Origin of the sequence: Cellulophaga algicola DSM 14237 (assembly GCF_000186265.1) — a bacterium.
Lineage (GTDB): Bacteria > Bacteroidota > Bacteroidia > Flavobacteriales > Flavobacteriaceae > Cellulophaga > Cellulophaga algicola.
Window position 1 is genome coordinate 425,326 of sequence record NC_014934.1, and the last position, 18,072, is coordinate 443,397.

Below are 18,072 nucleotides of genomic sequence, written 5' to 3' on the forward strand. Positions count from 1 at the left end.
TTATTTAGCGGCAATTACACCATATTTATCAAAAAGATAAATTAAGCTAGCCATTGATGCAGCTCCTAATTCAAGTTCTCTTTTATTTACATGTTCAAAAGTATCATTTGCAGCATGGTGATGATCAAAATAGCGTTGAGAATCTGGACGCAATCCTGCTAAAACCATTTGATCATCTTTTAATGGGCCGATATCTGCTCCGCTATGGCCTTTAACGAACATATGAATTAGGTAAGGCTCAAATAAAGGCTTCCAAGATTGTACCTGAATGAAGTTTTCTTCCGAACAATCAAACGAAAAACCCCTTGGTGTAAATCCTCCTGAATCGCTCTCTAACGCAAAGACATGTTTTTCTTTCTTTGATTTAGCTACTTCAGCATATTTATTACCGCCGCGCAATCCATTTTCTTCATTCATAAATAAAACTACTCGAATAGTTCTCTTAGGTTTGTAACCAGACTCTTTCAGCAAGTGAAGTACTTCCATACTTTGTACACAACCTGCCCCATCATCATGAGAACCATCTCCCAAATCCCAAGAATCTAAATGCCCACCAACGACCATTATTTCTTCAGGAGTAGTTGTTCCTTTTATTTCTCCAATTACGTTATAAGATTGTACATCATCAAATTGCTCACAGTTTTGTTTAAAGTAAAAACTGATATCGGGATTTAACCGTAATGAAAGACTCAATAAATCTGCCGCATTTGTACTAATTGCTGCCGCAGGTATACGCTTATTTATAGCTAAATCACCATAACTCATAGTGCCTGTATGTGGTAAATCATCTAACCGAAGATTCATCGACCTTACTATAATACCAACTGCTCCATATTTTGCAGCCTCAGCAGCACCAGCATAGCGTTGATCTACACAACCTGAATATGCGTCAAAAGTGCTAATATTAGTAGGATCCATAGGGCGATTAAAAAATACTATTCTCCCTTCCAATCTCTGCTTACCTAAAATAGCCAAGTCATCTAAGCTTTTGACCTCTACAACATTCGCCTTTAAACCACCAAGCGGTGTTGCTACAGAACCACCCAAAGCACAAATAGGAACATTTGTAGTTACACCCGGATCTGATTCAAAATAAGCAAATTCAGGTAAACCACGATTCCATTTTGGAACCATAACTGGTTGCAACCATACCTTATCTAACCCTAACTCATCTAATTGTAATTTAGTGTAATCTACAGCCTGTTGCGCTTGTACTGATCCAGATAACCTACCTCCTATTTGATTAGAAAGGTAATTTAACCAATCATAAGCCTTACTTTTTGTAAGCGCAGCATCATAAATATCTTTTAATTGTTCCTCATCTGTCTTCTGGGCAGACACCGCTGTTATAATAAATAAACTTAAAAAATAAATTACCTTCTTCATTATTATTCCTTTTCCAATTGATTTTTATAATCCTCTAAATTAGCCTTAATTTTATCATCTAATTCTGGTTCTTTAATATCTTTGTATTTTTTTAACTCTTGTAGCATGGTTTCTGCAACGATTAACCGAGCTGCCTTTTTATTATCAGCAGGAATTACAAACCAAGGCGCATGTGTTTTAGACGTTTTATTTATAGCATCTTCATAACATTCTTGATACCTATCCCATAGTTTTCTCTCTTTTAAATCACCTGGAGAAAACTTCCAATTCTTACGTTTTAAGTTTAGTCTTCGCAACAACCGTTGCCGCTGTTCTTCTTTGGATAAATGCAGGAAAAATTTAAAAATTATAGTTCCGTTTGCAGCAATATGTTTTTCGAAATTATTAATTTGTTCAAAGCGTTTTTCCCAAAAAGCATCGTTTAAATCAGCTACTTTATGAATTCCAGGGATGTGTTCTCCCATAACATATTCTGGGTGCACCCTAGTGACTAGTACATTTTCATAGTGCGTACGATTAAAGACACCTACCTTACCTTTTGCCGGAAGTGCTATGTAATGACGCCATAAAAAATCATGTTTTAATTCTAATGCTGTAGGCACCTTAAAACTATGAACAACAACGCCTCTTGCATTAAAATCTTTAAAAACCTCGCGGATAAGACTGTCTTTACCAGAAGTATCCATTCCTTGCAAACACATTAAAACACTATACTTTCCATGTGCATATAGTACATCTTGAAACTCCCCCAATTCTCTTCTGATTTTTTCAAGTTTTTTTTTGAGCTTGGCATCATCTGCATCAAAATTTTCAAAGGTTGCAGCTGTATTTAACGTAATGGATTCTTTAACTCGGTAAGAATCAATATCAATTTTATTCATCCTATGAATATAAAATATTTTTTTAACACTAGAGTATAACTCGCTTTTAAAGCTTCATAAAAAAAATCTTAGCACAAATTATAGCCAAAAAAATTGGTTTACAACGAATAAATAGGCCTTGTATCATTAGTTAACAGTAAATTTGTATTCACATTCCCAAATGTTTCTATTAAAAGTCTTGACCTATGAAAAGTAAATACACTTTACTTTATGTTGTATTAATTATTGCTTGTTCTTCTTTCGCTACGAATAGAGATTGTGAATATGTTGGCTCCAACATAGAATACATAACATCACAAACTAAAAAAGCATTAACAGAAACTGATTTAAACAAAACCAAATATCAGATATATAAGGCGATAAATGCTATAGAAAAAACAAGGGTTAAACTTAATGACTGTGGTTGTAGTTATGCTTCAAAAAACTTGTTTGAAGGTTTAGACAACTTAATTCTTGCTACAAAAACATCTTCTATTGCAGGTGCCAGAGTATTAATTAATAAGGCTCTAGAAAAAACCGCCTTAAGTTTAGAATCCTTAAAGGAACATCATACGCACCAAAGTAAATACCAAGCAGATGTATTAACTCTTAATACTAAAAATTCAGAAAAAGAAAAATTGGACTCTAAAGAGGCTCGTGATCGCGAATTACGCCAGGCTATTGATAGTTCTTTAGTAAAATTTGAAAAATCTTTGGAGGATGTAATTACCACGGTAGATTGCGAAGAAGCCAAAAATTTTATTATTGAAATTAAGAATAAATGCGACCAAGCACTTTTAAATGATGAATTATCTGAAGGAAAAAAATATTTCAACTTAAGGACAAAAGTAATTGCTACTAATGCCCTAACTAAAATAAGTAATTGCCATTAGTATTTATTTACTAGCAAATAATTTTACGTCAGAGGCATCTACTTCCGTATTACCAAGTATAATTAGTCGTTCTACGACATTTCTTAATTCACGTATATTACCCGTCCAATCATATTCTTGAAGTAACTCAATAGCTTTACTTGAAAATGTTTTAACCGCAGTTCCATGTTCTGATGCTATTTTAGACGCAAAATGATTGATCAGTAAAGGAATATCATCTCTTCTTTCGTTTAAGGCTGGTACCTTTATTAAGATTACTGCTAAACGATGGTATAAATCTTCTCTAAAATTACCTTCTTCTATTTCTTTTTTTAGATTTTTATTGGTCGCTGCAACAACACGCACATTTACTTTAATATCTTTATCTGATCCAACTCTTGCTATTTTATTTTCTTGTAAAGCCCTAAGCACTTTTGCCTGCGCAGAAAGGCTCATATCGCCAATTTCATCTAAAAATATAGTTCCATTATTGGCCGCTTCAAATTTACCAGCTCTATCTTTAACAGCAGAAGTAAAAGCACCTTTTACATGACCAAATAATTCACTTTCTATTAATTCAGATGGTATCGCTGCACAATTCACTTCTATAAATGGCGCACTACTTCTTTGACTTTTCTCATGAACCCAGTGTGCCACCAACTCTTTACCCGTACCATTTGGTCCTGTAATTAATACACGAGCATCTGTAGGGGCAACTTTTTCTATCATATCTTTAATCACATCAATAGCTTCACTTTCGCCCACCATTTCATAATTTTTAGATACCTTCTTTTTTAATATTTTATTCTCTACTACTAATTCTTTTCTATCTAAAGCATTCCGAACTGTAGTTAACAACCTATTTAAATCTGGCGGTTTTGAAATATAATCAAACGCACCTAAGCGCATTGTATTTACAGCTGTATCTAAATCTCCATGACCGGAAATCATAATGAAAGGAATTTCTGGTTTTATTTTTTTTGCGGCTTCCAACACTTCTACACCGTCCATTTTTGGCATTTTAATATCACAAAGCACCAAGTCGTAATCTTCTTTTTTGACTGCTTCAAGACCTTTTAAGCCATCTTCTGCTTCTTCTACCGTATAGGTATCACTTTCTTCCGATAAAATTTTAACTAAAACTCTTCTAATAGCCGCTTCATCTTCAATAACTAATATTCTAGACATGTATTATATTTTTAGTACTGGTTGTACAACCAATTTAATTATTTTTAATATGAACATCTCGCTGTGGAAATGGAATACTAATTTGTTGTTCTCTAAATTTAGCATCTATGTTATACCGAATTGCACTCTTTATTCTTGGATCCGAAAAGCTATCGCCTATATAAAAATTAACAGCAAACAACAACGCAGAATCTCCAAAATCCTCAAACAAGACAAATGGCTTTGGGCTTTTTAAAACACCTTTCTGACCAATAACAGCTTCTTCCAATAGTCTCGTTACTAAATTTACATCACTACCATAAGCGACACCGACCCTTACTGTTTCACGAGTAGTTTTATGATTTTGCGTATAATTATAAATTGTTTCACTTATAAATTTATGGTTTGGTATTATAATTACCTTATCATCTCTAGTAATACATCTGGTTGTTCTTAATTTAATTTCAAAAACCTTACCAACTTTACCTTCGACTTCTACAATATCTCCAACGCTTAATGATTTATCTACAATTATAAATATACCTCCAATCACATCTTGAAATAATTCCTGAAGTGCTAAACCTAAACCTACAAATAGTGCAGCAGAAGCGGTTAAAAGAATGGTTATATTTATTCCTGCAGCACTCATGGTTAGCACAATAACTACCAGAAAAGCTACATATCTGATAAATTTAAAGACACTATGAAACTTATGCTGATCATCTAGCTCCATTCTTCTCGTAAAGAGATAACGCATCCATTTTAAAATAAAACTAGTTGCTATAAACGCCAGAACTAACAAAAGCAAGAGTCCTATCGTAATGTGAATTTCATTTGCACCTTTCCCAAAGTGTACTCCTAGTTCTAAAATATTTTTGATAACACCCCAAACATCTTCCTTTAAAATTTCTGCAACTTTTTCAGTATGATCTTGAATCATTGATTAATATTTTAACCACTTATATAACTCCCTATAACTTGGCTTCTTCCCATACATTAAAATACCAATGCGATAAATTTTTGCCGCAAGCCAAACAATCCCTATAAATGTAACCATTAAAAGTAAAATAGAAACAATTACTTGCCAAATAGGAACGCCACCTTCTCCTAAACCACTAGATAAACGCATAAGCATTACAATTGGAGAGGTTAACGGAAATAGAGAAAAAGCAACTGCGATGGGCCCGTGGGGGTTATTAAACACGGAGAAAAAACCTACATAAATTGCTAACATTAAAGGAGTTATAACCGGTAAAATAAACTGTTGCGTGTCTGTTTCATTATCAACAGCAGCTCCAATTGCCGCATATATTGAACTGTATATTAGATATCCCAATAAGAAATAAACCAGAAAAAAACTGATTAACATAATCCATGGTATTTTGAAAATTTCGACCCCTAAAGCCAAAACCTTTTCATTCATCATTGATACGTTTGGTACCGTTGACATTGCCGCCATTGAGGGGGTATCCCCACTAAATGCTGCAGGATCAATATCAAAAACAAAAATTACGATTAGCATTAATATGGAGGCAGAAAAAATCCAAATAGCAAACTGGGTTAACCCAGCTAAGGAAGTCCCAATAATTTTACCCATCATTAATTGAAAAGGTTTTACCGATGAAATAATAACTTCAATAATTCTACTGGTTTTCTCTTCTATAACGCTTCTCATAACAAAACCACCATAAATGATAATGAACATCATTATTAAATATCCAAAACCACCACCAATAAATGCCCTGATTTCATTAAATCCTTTAATATTAATATCTCCTGAAAAGGTAGATAAATTAATATCGTAAGTCTTATCAACCTCTAAAAAATCTTGTTTTGAAACTCCTAATTGTTGCAATCTATGTTGTTGAAGTCTTGTCTTAAAGACCCCTTCAATTTTATCTAAAACAGAAGTACTTGGCGCTTCTTTTGTGTAGAAAAACGATTTATTTGTAATTTCTTCTAAACTTGCCGCATTGGGTATATATAAAAGTCCATAATACCCCAAGCTAGAGGTAGAGTCTATAGCGCTTTTTAAGGACACATTTCTAAATTCTAAAAAGGAGGTACTTTCTGTGGTTACAAATTCATTATGAAAAAAATCACTTTCATTTAAAATGGAAATTACTTGTTTTTCACTATCATTTAATTGGGTCAAAAAAGCAATAAGGACCACCATGGCAACCATAAGTATGGGACTCAAAAAGGTCATAATAACAAAAGACTTATTTCGAACTTTTGCCAAATACTCCCGTTTAATAATAAGCAGTAATTTATTCATTAGAATTTTTACTAGATATGGTTTGTATAAAAATATCGTTTGCTGAAGGAATTTTTTCTAGAAAATGATTTATAGGTGCTTTCGTTGCCAAATACGTTAGAATTTCTTGGGTAGACTTTCCATTTAACTGTAATTTAAAACGCAACTGATGTTCATTCACATCATAAGATTCATCAAAAATAGAGAGCTTAGTTTGTAATTCAGATATAATTTCTGAGGGGTTATAAACTTCCATACCTACTTCAAAAATATTCTTCTTATACGCTTTTTTAATATCCGTAAGTTTACCATCTAATATTTTTTCAGATTTATGTATCAGTGCTATGTAGTCACAAAGTTCTTCTACAGATTCCATCCTATGGGTAGAAAAAATAATGGAGGTTCCATTTTTCTTAAGCTCTAATATTTCGTCTTTAATGACATTGGCATTTATAGGATCAAATCCACTAAAAGGTTCATCAAAAATTAAAAGTTTTGGTTCATGCAAGACCGTGACAATAAATTGTACTTTTTGAGCCATTCCTTTAGAGAGCTCCTGTACTTTTTTATTCCACCAATCGCCAATCTCAAATTTATCAAACCAATACTTCAATTTCTTCTTAGCTTCGGCTTTCCCCATTCCTTTGAGTTGTGCCAAGTATAGCGCTTGTTCACCAACCTTCATACTTTTGTACAAGCCCCTTTCCTCAGGAAGATAACCTATCATCGCTACATGCTTAGGGCATAAAGGCTCCCCATTAAATAAGACAGTACCTGAGTCCGGATATGTAATCTGATTAATAATTCTAATTAATGAAGTCTTACCAGCGCCATTGGGACCTAGTAATCCGTAAATACTATTTTCGGGAATTTCTAAAGAAATATTGTTTAGCGCAGTAAATGCACCATATTTCTTGCTTACTTCTTTAGCTACCAAAACATGGTTCATGCAAACAATTTTATCAAAGATATTCAAATGCTTTAAAACTCCGTATTTCCTGTATTAAATAATAACATAAAAATAAAAAAATTTTAAGAAACACCTGTCTTTATAGTTCTTGTTTTAAATTTAAAAAAAAGGGTTAAAAACAAAACCCACCCTTAATAAAATCAAGGATGGGAAAAAAATTGCTATGAAAAAGAAAATTAACATTGAAAAAACAATGTTATTTCAAATATACGTTATTATTTTAAAAATAAATTATAAAGTACTTAAGAAAACATTTCTTTTACTTTTTCAAAAAAAGATTTATCAGATTTTTCTGGGCTTGGAATAAAATTTTCATTCGTCTGCATTTTCTCAAAAAATTCTTTTTGTTCTTTATTTAATGTTTTCGGCGTCCAAACATTTACATGCACTAATAGATCACCAGCTCCATATCCGTTAAGACCCGTAATACCTTTACCTCTAAGACGTAAAATTTTACCTGACTGTATTCCTGGCTCTAATTTAATACGCACTTTACCTACAACAGCATCGATCTCCTTAGAGGTCCCTAAAACTGCATCTGATATGCTAACATATAAATCATAGTGCAAATTATCACCTTCACGCTTCAGTGTTTCATGCTCTAGAGTTTCAATCGCTACAATTAAATCTCCAGGAACACCATTACCCGGCGCATCATTACCTTTTCCGGTAACCTTCAATTGCATACCGTCTTCTACTCCACCTGGTATTTTAACCGATACAGTTTCCTCCTTAACGATCATACCTTGAGAATCGGCATCATTAGGTTTACGGTCTAAAATCTGACCACTACCACCACAAGAGCTACAAGTAGCTGCTGTTTGCATTCTACCTAAAATAGTATTGGTAACTTTCGTTACTTGACCTCTACCACCACAAGTGCTACACGTTTTATACGTTACACCACTTGCCTGAATTTTACGTTTAACTTTTATCTTCTTCTCAACGCCATTCGCAACTTCTTCTAACGTAAGGGATACTCTAATTTTTAAGCTGCTTCCTTTTACTCTTCGCTGACCGCCTCCGCCGCCACCGAAACCACTAAATCCGCCGCCACCGCCGAAACCACCAAAAATATCGCCAAATTGGTTAAATATGTCATCCATATTCATACCGCCTCCGCCGCCGCCGCCAAATCCACCAGAGCCATCAAAAGCTGCATGGCCGTATTGATCGTAACGTGCTTTTTTATTATCGTCGCTTAAAACTTCATAGGCTTCTGCTGCTTTTTTAAACATCTCTTCAGCCGATGCGTCTCCAGGATTTTTATCTGGATGATATTGCACGGCTTTTTTCCGATATGCTTTTTTAATTTCTGCTGCGCTTGCGCCTTTGGCTATGCCTAAAATGTCGTAATAATCTTCCTTCATACTTTATGTTTAATTACCAACAACCACTTTTGGATGACGGATAATTTTATCGCCTAACTTAAATCCTTTTTCAATTACATCTATAATCTTGCCCTTCATCTTCTTATTTGGAGCAGGTATTTGTGTTATTGCCTCATGAATATCAGCATCAAATACGTCACCAGCTCTAGCCTCTACTTCTTCTAGGCCTTTAGATTTAAGTACTTGTTCGAATTTGATTTTAATTAATTCTACCCCCTTGAATGTTTCTTTATCATTAGATTTCGCTAATTCTTGCATAGCTCTATCAAAATCATCAGACACAGGTAACAAAGCTACAATCACTTCTTGCCCTGCAGTCTTAAATAAATCCATTCGTTCTTTAGAAGTTCTTTTTTTATAGTTTTCGAACTCCGCAAATAATCTTAAAAATTTATCTTTTTCTTTAGCTAAATCTTCACTTAATTGTTCTTCAACAGAAAGCTCTACAACTTCAACTTGCTCAGGTGAATTATCTTGATTCTCTGTGCTGTCTTGTTGCTCTAAGTTTTCTTCTTTTATATCTTCTGTGTTATTTATATCGCTCATTTTTGACTCAATTTTTCATTCTGCTCTTAACAGTTGGCAAAAGTACTGCCAATTCTTTAAAAATGTCAAAATGTCATCAAACTTTATAAAAAACACGCCGAAAAGCATTAAAATGATTAGTCGACTTAGCCAAAATCACGAAGTGTACTTAGATTTGGCAGATTAATTTATTTTTTAGGATATAAAGACTCCAGTGCCGGACACACATTTAAGTATTTAAACTTAAAACCTTCTTCTAAAATCTTCTTATTACTAACACGTTGACTATCTAATAATAAGGCAGACATTTCTCCTAAAATTAATTTTAAAATCGATGCTGGAACTTTTGGAAACACTAATGGTTTACCCAAAATAGCGGCTACTTTTGATACTAGCTTTTCATTCGTTACAGGGTTTGAAGCTACTCCATTGTACACCCCATTTAATTCATTCTTAATCGCAAAAACAAAAAGTTTTGCCAAGTCTTTAATATGAATCCATGATTGCCATTGCTTGCCAGAACCGAAGGCAGACCCTACAAATAATTTAATAGGCTTTACCATCTCTGGCAAAGCACCTCCTTTATTTGACATGACAAGCCCTATTCTAATTTTAGCGAGACTAAAATTAAAGCCTTTAAGATTATCCACTTCATTTTCCCATGCTGTTACAACTTCAGATAAAAAGCCATCTGCTTTAAATTGATCGTCTTCTGAATAGAATTTTTTTATTGAATTAGGATAAATACCAATAGCAGAAGCCGACACAAAAGACGTAATAGCCGAAGAATCAACTTTTAACAAACCCGAATTAAGTGTTTTTAAAGAATTGATTCTACTTGTAAGAATTTCTTTTTTATAGGAAGATGTCCATCTTTTAGAAATTGAAGCACCTGCTAAATTTATAATAGCCGTAACCCCCTTAAAACAATTTAAGTCTATTTCTTTCTTATCTGGATTCCAATAAAAACCTGAATAATTTTCTTTCGTTACTATTTTATCTTTCCTTGTCGTAAGGAAATTTACCGCAATATTATTCTTATGACATTCGTTTACTATAGCATTGCCAACCAATCCTGTAGCACCTGTTATTAATACCTTCATAGCAATTTTTTATAAAGGTAATTTTTTAAAAAAGCTTACCGATGCTATTTAATTAAGGTTTAACATAAAACCCACCTAACAAGCTTCTTAACTTACTTTTTCGTAGCCCTTAACATCTCTCTTTTCCCAGGAGGACCTTCTAATCGTTCTACGGTAAACCCTACCGCTAACATAGCTCTCCGAACGCTCCCTTTTGCAGCATAAGTAACTAAAACTCCATTTTTATTTAAAGCTGCATACATAATTTTAAAGATGTCTTCTGTCCATAATTCTGGCTGAACGCGGGCCCCAAAAGCATCAAAATAAATTAAATCATAAGCACCTTCATTTTTAATATGCATAAAATCCTTCTGTTCTTTGATAAGTTCAAAAGTTGGAGACAGCTTGATAGGTTTTTCCCAGTCTGACGCATGCATTTTTAAAAATAGGTCTTCGTACGTTTGCGCTTTAAGCTGTTCTATGTAATTGAGCTGCTTTATCTCTAATAGACTTACAGGGTAAGCTTCTATGCCAGTATACTTTACATTTAAATTAATTTTTTGCGCCTCAATACATGTTATTAAGGCATTTAATCCTGTTCCAAAACCAATTTCTAAAATAGACACATCTCTATCCTTATATAAAGACAAACCCATTTTTATAAATACATGATATGCTTCTTGTATTGCGCCGTGGATAGAATGGTATTGTTCATTCCAATCTACAATCTGAATGGTTGTAGAACCATCTGATGTTGTTATAATTTTTCGTTCCAAATTATTGTTTTACAAGTACCCCGTCAGCTTCAAATCTGAACGTCTTTTTTGGAGAAACAATAGCTGCTATTGCCGCTACTGATTCATCACCATCTTCCGCATAGTGCTTTTGCTCTTCTACAGACATTTCTTCTACGAATGCCAAACCGTTGATCACAACTTCTTTACCCGCAATATCTTTAGGTACAAAAAAACCATAATCTTTAAATTTAACCATTGCCTCAGATCCATTATCCAATTTAACATTCATCCAACATCCTTTTGCCTGACAAACCGCTAAGACTGTTCCTGAAAATTTTGTTGAAATAGTATCTGCAACACCCAAATTCTGATATTTTAACGTCATCTCACTTGTATTTAAAGCATTATCTGCTCCAATTTCAGTTCCAAAAGAAGAAAAATTAGTAGCAACCTCTGGTAATGGCTGCGCTACACTCTGTTTATTTTGACCCTTGCAACTCACAAAGCATACAATTATCACAAGTAAAATGTTAATTCTTTTCATATCTATTAGTAATTACGGAATTGTTACAAAGTTGGTTATTTTTAGATAAAAAAAGAAGCACTACTAGTTATTATTCATTAATTTTATTGCATTAAACATATAATAAATGGAAACTACCGCAAATAGCTTAGTTACGGTTGAAAAAAGTAAAACATCTAAAATTGATCAAGTAGATTTTGACAATTTATCATTTGGAAGTACCTTCTCAGACCATATGTTGGTCTGTGATTATAAAAATGGTGCTTGGGAAAACCCAAAAGTTGTACCCTACGGTCCTGTATCCCTAGATCCTTCTGCAAAAATCTTCCATTACGGACAGTCTATTTTTGAAGGAATGAAAGCGTACAAGGACACCGAAGATTCTACTTGGCTATTTAGACCATTAGACAACCACAAACGACTTAACATCTCTGCAAAAAGATTAGCTATTCCAGAAATTCCTGAAAATTATTTCATGGAAGGTCTTAAAACACTTTTAAAGGTTGACGAAAAATGGATTCCTAAAAACGAAGGAAGCTCTATGTATATACGACCTTTTATTTTTGCATCTGGTAACGGCTTCCACGCATCTCCAGCAAATGAATACAAATTCATGATTTGTCTTGCCCCTTCAGGAGCATATTTCTCTGGAAAAGTAAAGGTATTGATAGAAGAAAAATACTCTAGGTCTGCAAATGGCGGAGTAGGTTTTGCAAAAGCAGGAGGTAATTATGCAGGACAATTCTATCCTACTCAATTAGCCGTAGAAAAAGGATATAATCAAGTAATTTGGACAGATGACAATACACATGAATATATTGAAGAGGCTGGTGCAATGAACATTTTTGTTCGTATTAATGACACTTTAATTACCGGACCAACTAGTGATAGAATCTTAGATGGTATTACCAGAAAAAGCATTATAGAAATAGCAAAAGACGAAAACATTAACGTTGAAGTTCGAAAATTAACAGTTTCTGAAGTTGTTACCGCTGCAAAAGATGGTTCTTTAAAAGAAATGTTTGGCGCAGGAACTGCTGCTGTTATTTCTCCTATCTCTGGATTTGGTTATAAAGAAACTGATTATGACTTACCTGAACTAAAAGAAGGTTTTGCCTCTTTATTAAAGAAAAGAATCACCGATATTCAGTATAATAAAGCTGAAGATAAATTTGGTTGGCGTTATAAATTATAGAAAAAACTCAAATAATAAAAAAAAACCGCCAATTGGCGGTTTTTTTATTCCTTTAAAATTTCATCAATATTCGGCGCAAAATAATTCGGGCCTTTTAAAACTTTACCATCTTCTCTATAGATAGGTTTCCCATCTGCTCCGAGCTTACTCATATTACTACGTTGAATTTCATTGAACACCTCTTCTATTTTGTATTGCATACCATGTTCTAGAATAGTACCACATAAAATATACAACATATCACCTAAGGCGTCTGCCACTTCAACTAAGTCGTTATTTTCAGCAGCCTCCAGATATTCCTTATTTTCTTCATCCATTAAATTAAAACGAAGCAGGTTTTTACGTGATCCCAAAGTAGCTTGCATAGCTTTAGAAACGCCCATTCCAAAAGTTTCATGAAAAAGTGCTACAGCTTTAAGTTTATTTTCCATCTGTCTTATTATTAGGTTATTTTTGCATAAAATTAAAAAATATGTTCAGTACAGGACAATTAATATTTGCAGGTCTATTTTTTTTATCATTTGTAGTAATTATTTTTTTTACTTATAGAAGAGATAAAAATCTACATTTAAAAAATTATAAGGGCGTTAAATGGGTTGGACTAACATTCCTAATATTCATTATTTCACTATTCGTTATTAAATATTTACTTAAAAATTAACATTAAAGTTATATACACCACAAAAATCAAGTGGGTCACAACAATTTTAAGATTTTTGTAAGAAAAGACGTATTTTTGCGTTGTAATACTATAAACAAAGTTCTATGGTTACCTTTTTTAGTGTGTTGTTAATTTTAGTCGGTTTAAATGCATTTTTATTACTGTTTAGCGTAAATAGTAATAAGAAAAGAATCGAGAAAAAAGACATAAACCTTCCAGAAATTTCTACAGAGAATATTTATCCTTTAAATATTCTTGAGACAAAGTATAAAAAGGCAGTTTAGTTTTATACTTTTAAAGTATGAAACAAATTCTACTTGTTTTTTTAGGCGGTGGTCTTGGCAGTGTACTAAGGTATATAATCAGCAAGCCACTTAATTTCTATTTCACTAATTTTTATTTAGGCACTTTTATTGTAAATATATTAGGATGCCTACTCATTGGACTTATTCTAGGACTCTCGTTAAAGAATAATTATTTTAGCGAAAACCAAATATTACTTTTAGCCACTGGTTTTTGTGGAGGCTTTACCACCTTCTCTACTTTTGCATTAGAAAACAATTCTCTTTTAAAAAATGGAGATTTACTTGCCTTCGCTTTATATACTACCTTAAGTATTACGGTTGGCATCATTGCAGTATCTCTTGGTATCTGGCTGACTAAGCTTAACTAAACGATCATTACAACTTCCACATTTTCTACATTCTCTATTGCTTGTTATAATTTAAACGATAACGAATCTATTTTTAGATTTTATGTACTTTACCTCTTTTCTTGTTGGTTTTTAAACATATCATAATAAAATCTATAAAAAAATCTACTTCTCCCAAGTTTTACGGCAAATAATCAATTTAATTAAATCAAATTTTTATTTATTTCATCAAAAAATAATGATACCCATAAATTTTAGGGGTATATATTACAATTATCAAAAAAATAATAGCAACACCCCTCATCAACAAGGGGTGTTAATTATTTTAACATACATTTGCCTCATCAACAAACAAATCAAATATGAAAAAAATCGAGGCAATTATTCGAAAATCAAAATTTGATGAAGTGAAAAAAGCACTCCATCAAATTGAAGTTAATTTTTTTAGTTACTGGGATGTAACTGGAGTAGGTAATGAAAAACAAGGACATGTATACCGTGGTATTTCATACAGCACTTCAGACATTCAAAGAAGATACTTAACTATAGTTGTATCCGATGAGTTTTTAGAAAAAACTGTAAGCACCATATTAGAAGCTTCTAGTACTGGCAATGTAGGTGATGGAAAAATATTTGTTTCAGATGTTTCTGAAGCTTATAGAATAAGAACCAAAGAAAGCGGACAAGCTGGTATTAACTAATCAAGATTTTCAAAAAAAACTAACATTATGAATGAAGCACAACAAGAAGCTATAACAAAAGTAGCTGAAGGTGTCAGCCAAGAGACACTAGACCAAGCTATTCAAAGCATTAATGGCGATATGGGCGCATTATGGATTATAATAGCCGCTATTTTAGTATTTTTTATGCAAGCTGGATTTACACTTGTAGAAGTAGGTTTTACTAGAAGTAAAAATTCTGGTAACATTATTATGAAGAACATTATGGACTTATGTATTGGTTCATTACTATTCTGGGCTGTAGGTTATGGTATTATGTACGGCAGCGATACCGTTTTAGGAGGCTTTTTTAGAACAAGCCCTTCTGATCAAGGATATTTCTTCTTCTCTGCTACTGATTGGTACAATTTACTTTTCCAAACAGTATTCTGTGCAACGGCTGCTACCATTGTATCTGGAGCAATCGCTGAAAGAACTAAATTTTCTACTTATTTGATATTCTCTGCAGTATTAACTACAATTATCTACCCTATATCCGGTAGTTGGTATTGGCCATTTGACGACAGTGCGTGGTTAAATGTTGCAGGTTTTGTAGATTTTGCAGGATCTTCAGTAGTACACGCTGTAGGTGGTTCGGCTGCTTTAGTTGCTGCAATTTTAGTTGGACCTAGAATTGGTAAATATAAAGACGGTAAAGTAAATGCTATACCAGGTCACAATATGACGTATGGTGCCTTAGGTGTTTTAATTCTTTGGCTAGGATGGTTCGGATTTAACGGAGGATCACAATTGGCTTTCGGCGGTAATGATACTATTGCCGTAGGTAGCGTAATCATAAATACAAATATTGCTGCCGCTATCGGAGCAGTAGCTGCTATGGTATTATCATGGCTTAAGTATGGTAAACCAGACATCTCTATGACTTTGAACGGAGCTTTAGCCGGTCTTGTGGGTATTACTGCAGGTTGTGGTGCTGTGAATGCTTGGGGAGCTTTAGCTATTGGTTTAATATGTGGTATCACTGTAGTTTTATCTATAGAATTTATTGATAGAAAATTAAAAATTGACGATCCAGTTGGAGCAATATCTGTACACGGTGTATGTGGTTTCTTAGGAACTGTATTAGTAGGTGTTTTTGCTTTAGATGGAGGTCTTCTTTCTGGTGGAGGTGCTGGCTTATTATGGGTTCAATTTTACGGATCACTAGCCTATATAGTTTGGGCAGCAGTTGCTTCTTTTATCGTATTATTCATTTTAAAGAAAACCATAGGGTTAAGAGTTACACAAGAAGAAGAAATGGACGGATTAGATATTCACGAACATGATTCTAGTGCTTATCCTGAGTTTACTATCAACGATAAATAAACATAAACAATGGAACGTTCAAACGAACGTTCCATTACAATACTCATTATTTCAACAAACAACACTTATTTTCAAACAATTCCTTTAACAGAAAAAAAAAGGAACATTTAAAACATCATTTATGAAAGCGATTACAAAAACGAATTACGTAAAAAATATATTTTTTGCAGCAGTACTTTTTACAGGAGCTAGTTTAGTTGCCCAAGAAGAGGTTGAAGAAAAAAAAGCATTATCTATAAGCGGTACAGTTGATGCTTATTACAAGACTAATTTGAGTTCTAGTGATGTTGGAGCGCAAACTCCAGGATCTTCTTTCGCAAATGAAACAGGTTTTGCATTAGGTATGGCTAATTTAATAGCTAGCTATGAAGGTGAAAAAACAGGAGCTGTGGCTGATTTAACTTTTGGACCTAGAGGTGATGACGCTACTGGTGGATATAACATCAACCAATTATATGCATACTGGAATGTATCTGAAGGGACAAAGTTGACTGCTGGTCGTTTCAATACGTATTTAGGATATGAAGTAATATCACCTGCTGCGAACTTTAACTACAGCACATCTTACTTGTTTTCTTACGGACCATTTTCACATGTTGGAATTAAAGCAGATTTTGCTTTATCAGAAGACTTCAGTTTAATGCTTGCCGTAATGAATGTAACTGACGTAAATAATAACCTTACAGGAGAATATTCTTTAGGAGCTCAATTAGGATATTCAGGACAATTTTTAAACCTATACTATGATGGAAATGCAAACCTAGGTTTCGAAATTGACTATACAGGTGGATTTGATTTATCTGACTCAGTTTTCCTAGGACTTAATGCTGCTTACCAAGATAATGACGGTAGTGGTTTCTTTGGAGCTGCAATCTACCCACAATTGGCTACTTCTGATAGCTTTACAGTAGGATTAAGAGGTGAATATTTTGCTGAAAGCGGTGCTTATGGCGCAATTGGAACAGGCGTTGAAGATTCTAGCGTTTTCGCTGCAACTTTAACAGGAAGTTATACTGTTGAGAACTTAACTATCAAACCTGAATTAAGATTAGACAATGCTTCTGATGATGCATTCTTTGATAACGATGGTGCTGCTTCTAAAAGCCTATCTTCATTCTTAATTGCTGCGATTTATTCGTTCTAAATTAAATTTGTTAATTGTTTATATTTTGAAAAGAGCTTGACTTTTAAAAGTCAAGCTCTTTTTCTTTGCCTAAAGGTCAGATTTCTCACAAATTAGTTTCGAAATACTTGATTTCCTAACATCATAAAAAACACGATACAAACACCTAAAAAACAATTAGTTACAATAAATAATAGCGCTTCACTATCAACCAATTAGCTTGTTAATGAATTGTTAAAAATTATTTTTAATTTACATTTGTAGCAAATCAAACAAATCAATCATGAAAAAAATCGAGGCAATTATTCGAAAGTCCAAGTTCGATGAAGTAAAAAAAGCACTTCATGAAATTGAAGTAAACTTTTTTAGCTACTGGGATGTAACTGGAGTTGGTAACGAAAAACAAGGTCACGTTTATCGCGGAATATCTTACAGTACCACAGACATCCAACGAAGACATTTAAGCATTGTAATATCTGATGAATTCTTAGAAAAAACAATTCATACGATTTTAGAAGCTGCTAGTACTGGAAATGTTGGAGATGGAAAAATATTTGTATCAGAAATAACGGAAGCCTATAGAATAAGGACAAAAGAAAGCGGAAGCGCAGGAATCAACTAATAAA

The 18,072-nt window shown here is 33.4% G+C and carries 20 protein-coding genes; 8 read left to right on the forward strand and 12 right to left on the reverse strand.

Going from position 1 to position 18,072, the window contains the following annotated elements; genetic code table 11:
- Positions 1-1,386, reverse strand: coding sequence for a M20/M25/M40 family metallo-hydrolase (locus CELAL_RS01800; RefSeq protein WP_013549203.1), 1,386 nt, complete (start codon positions 1,384-1,386; stop codon positions 1-3).
- Between the two features lie 2 nt (positions 1,387-1,388).
- A complete protein-coding gene (locus CELAL_RS01805) occupies positions 1,389-2,267 on the reverse strand; it encodes a PPK2 family polyphosphate kinase (RefSeq protein WP_013549204.1) in 879 nt (292 codons plus the stop codon).
- 185 nt (positions 2,268-2,452) lie between these two features.
- Between CELAL_RS01805 and CELAL_RS01810 the strand changes: the two genes are divergently transcribed.
- The gene (locus CELAL_RS01810; RefSeq protein ID WP_013549205.1) at positions 2,453-3,139 is read left to right on the forward strand and encodes a hypothetical protein; all 687 of its coding nucleotides are present in this window, start codon (positions 2,453-2,455) and stop codon (positions 3,137-3,139) included.
- A gap of 3 nt (positions 3,140-3,142) precedes the next feature.
- Here the strand turns inward: CELAL_RS01810 and CELAL_RS01815 are convergent, their stop codons facing one another.
- From CELAL_RS01815 to CELAL_RS01855, 9 genes are all read right to left on the reverse strand, one after another.
- The gene (locus CELAL_RS01815) at positions 3,143-4,306 is read right to left on the reverse strand and encodes a sigma-54-dependent transcriptional regulator (protein ID WP_013549206.1); all 1,164 of its coding nucleotides are present in this window, start codon (positions 4,304-4,306) and stop codon (positions 3,143-3,145) included.
- A gap of 34 nt (positions 4,307-4,340) precedes the next feature.
- Positions 4,341-5,225, reverse strand: a complete 885-nt coding sequence (locus CELAL_RS01820; RefSeq protein ID WP_013549207.1) for a mechanosensitive ion channel family protein — start codon at positions 5,223-5,225, stop codon at positions 4,341-4,343.
- Positions 5,226-5,228: 3 nt separating this feature from the next.
- Positions 5,229-6,563, reverse strand: coding sequence for an ABC transporter permease (locus tag CELAL_RS01825; RefSeq protein ID WP_013549208.1), 1,335 nt, complete (start codon positions 6,561-6,563; stop codon positions 5,229-5,231).
- Positions 6,556-7,491 (reverse strand): ABC transporter ATP-binding protein, encoded by a 936-nt coding sequence (locus CELAL_RS01830; RefSeq protein ID WP_013549209.1) that lies wholly within the window; start codon positions 7,489-7,491, stop codon positions 6,556-6,558. Before CELAL_RS01830 ends, CELAL_RS01825 begins: the two co-directional genes overlap by 8 nt.
- Positions 7,492-7,754: 263 nt before the next feature.
- Positions 7,755-8,882 (reverse strand): molecular chaperone DnaJ, encoded by a 1,128-nt coding sequence (gene dnaJ / locus CELAL_RS01835; RefSeq protein WP_013549210.1) that lies wholly within the window; start codon positions 8,880-8,882, stop codon positions 7,755-7,757.
- Between the two features lie 9 nt (positions 8,883-8,891).
- Entirely contained in the window at positions 8,892-9,449 is a 558-nt protein-coding gene (locus tag CELAL_RS01840) for a nucleotide exchange factor GrpE (protein WP_013549211.1), read from the reverse strand.
- 167 nt (positions 9,450-9,616) lie between these two features.
- Complete coding sequence (locus CELAL_RS01845) at positions 9,617-10,531, reverse strand: TIGR01777 family oxidoreductase (protein ID WP_013549212.1); 915 nt, start codon at positions 10,529-10,531, stop codon at positions 9,617-9,619.
- 92 nt (positions 10,532-10,623) lie between these two features.
- The gene (mnmD, locus tag CELAL_RS01850; protein WP_013549213.1) at positions 10,624-11,286 is read right to left on the reverse strand and encodes a tRNA (5-methylaminomethyl-2-thiouridine)(34)-methyltransferase MnmD; all 663 of its coding nucleotides are present in this window, start codon (positions 11,284-11,286) and stop codon (positions 10,624-10,626) included.
- A 1-nt stretch (position 11,287) separates the two neighbouring features.
- Positions 11,288-11,791: a DUF4920 domain-containing protein gene (locus CELAL_RS01855; RefSeq protein WP_013549214.1), complete on the reverse strand. Its 504-nt coding sequence runs from the start codon at positions 11,789-11,791 to the stop codon at positions 11,288-11,290.
- A 106-nt stretch (positions 11,792-11,897) separates the two neighbouring features.
- Between CELAL_RS01855 and CELAL_RS01860 the strand changes: the two genes are divergently transcribed.
- On the forward strand, positions 11,898-12,965 hold the full coding sequence (locus CELAL_RS01860; RefSeq protein WP_013549215.1) for a branched-chain amino acid aminotransferase: 1,068 nt from the start codon (positions 11,898-11,900) through the stop codon (positions 12,963-12,965).
- A 44-nt stretch (positions 12,966-13,009) separates the two neighbouring features.
- Here the strand turns inward: CELAL_RS01860 and CELAL_RS01865 are convergent, their stop codons facing one another.
- Complete coding sequence (locus tag CELAL_RS01865) at positions 13,010-13,396, reverse strand: pyrophosphohydrolase domain-containing protein (protein WP_013549216.1); 387 nt, start codon at positions 13,394-13,396, stop codon at positions 13,010-13,012.
- Between the two features lie 41 nt (positions 13,397-13,437).
- Here CELAL_RS01865 and CELAL_RS22825 point away from each other — a divergent pair, with 41 nt between their 5' ends.
- The 6 genes from CELAL_RS22825 to CELAL_RS01900 all read left to right on the forward strand — a co-directional run bounded on the left by CELAL_RS22825 (position 13,438) and on the right by CELAL_RS01900 (position 18,068).
- Positions 13,438-13,626, forward strand: a complete 189-nt coding sequence (locus tag CELAL_RS22825) for a hypothetical protein (RefSeq protein WP_013549217.1) — start codon at positions 13,438-13,440, stop codon at positions 13,624-13,626.
- A 301-nt stretch (positions 13,627-13,927) separates the two neighbouring features.
- Positions 13,928-14,299 (forward strand): fluoride efflux transporter CrcB, encoded by a 372-nt coding sequence (crcB, locus tag CELAL_RS01880; RefSeq protein ID WP_013549219.1) that lies wholly within the window; start codon positions 13,928-13,930, stop codon positions 14,297-14,299.
- Positions 14,300-14,640: 341 nt separating this feature from the next.
- The gene (locus CELAL_RS01885; protein ID WP_013549220.1) at positions 14,641-14,979 is read left to right on the forward strand and encodes a P-II family nitrogen regulator; all 339 of its coding nucleotides are present in this window, start codon (positions 14,641-14,643) and stop codon (positions 14,977-14,979) included.
- 27 nt (positions 14,980-15,006) lie between these two features.
- Positions 15,007-16,323: an ammonium transporter gene (locus CELAL_RS01890; protein WP_013549221.1), complete on the forward strand. Its 1,317-nt coding sequence runs from the start codon at positions 15,007-15,009 to the stop codon at positions 16,321-16,323.
- Positions 16,324-16,444: 121 nt separating this feature from the next.
- Positions 16,445-17,467 carry an outer membrane beta-barrel protein gene (locus CELAL_RS01895; protein WP_013549222.1) on the forward strand — a complete coding sequence of 341 codons (1,023 nt, stop codon included), beginning with the start codon at positions 16,445-16,447 and terminating at the stop codon, positions 17,465-17,467.
- Between the two features lie 262 nt (positions 17,468-17,729).
- Positions 17,730-18,068: a P-II family nitrogen regulator gene (locus CELAL_RS01900; RefSeq protein ID WP_013549223.1), complete on the forward strand. Its 339-nt coding sequence runs from the start codon at positions 17,730-17,732 to the stop codon at positions 18,066-18,068.
- Positions 18,069-18,072 lie beyond the last annotated feature (4 nt).

Coding starts and splice junctions, on each gene's coding strand:
- CELAL_RS01815 (WP_013549206.1), bottom strand. CDS start 4,306: ATGTCTAGAATATTAGTTATTGAAGATGAAGCGGCTATTAGAAGAGTT.
- CELAL_RS01865 (WP_013549216.1), bottom strand. CDS start 13,396: ATGGAAAATAAACTTAAAGCTGTAGCACTTTTTCATGAAACTTTTGGA.
- CELAL_RS01890 (WP_013549221.1), top strand. CDS start 15,007: ATGAATGAAGCACAACAAGAAGCTATAACAAAAGTAGCTGAAGGTGTC.
- CELAL_RS01825 (WP_013549208.1), bottom strand. CDS start 6,563: ATGAATAAATTACTGCTTATTATTAAACGGGAGTATTTGGCAAAAGTT.
- CELAL_RS01885 (WP_013549220.1), top strand. CDS start 14,641: ATGAAAAAAATCGAGGCAATTATTCGAAAATCAAAATTTGATGAAGTG.
- CELAL_RS01895 (WP_013549222.1), top strand. CDS start 16,445: ATGAAAGCGATTACAAAAACGAATTACGTAAAAAATATATTTTTTGCA.
- CELAL_RS01810 (WP_013549205.1), top strand. CDS start 2,453: ATGAAAAGTAAATACACTTTACTTTATGTTGTATTAATTATTGCTTGT.
- CELAL_RS01845 (WP_013549212.1), bottom strand. CDS start 10,531: ATGAAGGTATTAATAACAGGTGCTACAGGATTGGTTGGCAATGCTATA.
- CELAL_RS01830 (WP_013549209.1), bottom strand. CDS start 7,491: ATGAACCATGTTTTGGTAGCTAAAGAAGTAAGCAAGAAATATGGTGCA.
- CELAL_RS01860 (WP_013549215.1), top strand. CDS start 11,898: ATGGAAACTACCGCAAATAGCTTAGTTACGGTTGAAAAAAGTAAAACA.
- dnaJ (WP_013549210.1), bottom strand. CDS start 8,882: ATGAAGGAAGATTATTACGACATTTTAGGCATAGCCAAAGGCGCAAGC.
- CELAL_RS01840 (WP_013549211.1), bottom strand. CDS start 9,449: ATGAGCGATATAAATAACACAGAAGATATAAAAGAAGAAAACTTAGAG.
- CELAL_RS01900 (WP_013549223.1), top strand. CDS start 17,730: ATGAAAAAAATCGAGGCAATTATTCGAAAGTCCAAGTTCGATGAAGTA.
- CELAL_RS22825 (WP_013549217.1), top strand. CDS start 13,438: ATGTTCAGTACAGGACAATTAATATTTGCAGGTCTATTTTTTTTATCA.
- CELAL_RS01800 (WP_013549203.1), bottom strand. CDS start 1,386: ATGAAGAAGGTAATTTATTTTTTAAGTTTATTTATTATAACAGCGGTG.
- CELAL_RS01855 (WP_013549214.1), bottom strand. CDS start 11,791: ATGAAAAGAATTAACATTTTACTTGTGATAATTGTATGCTTTGTGAGT.
- CELAL_RS01805 (WP_013549204.1), bottom strand. CDS start 2,267: ATGAATAAAATTGATATTGATTCTTACCGAGTTAAAGAATCCATTACG.
- CELAL_RS01820 (WP_013549207.1), bottom strand. CDS start 5,225: ATGATTCAAGATCATACTGAAAAAGTTGCAGAAATTTTAAAGGAAGAT.
- crcB (WP_013549219.1), top strand. CDS start 13,928: ATGAAACAAATTCTACTTGTTTTTTTAGGCGGTGGTCTTGGCAGTGTA.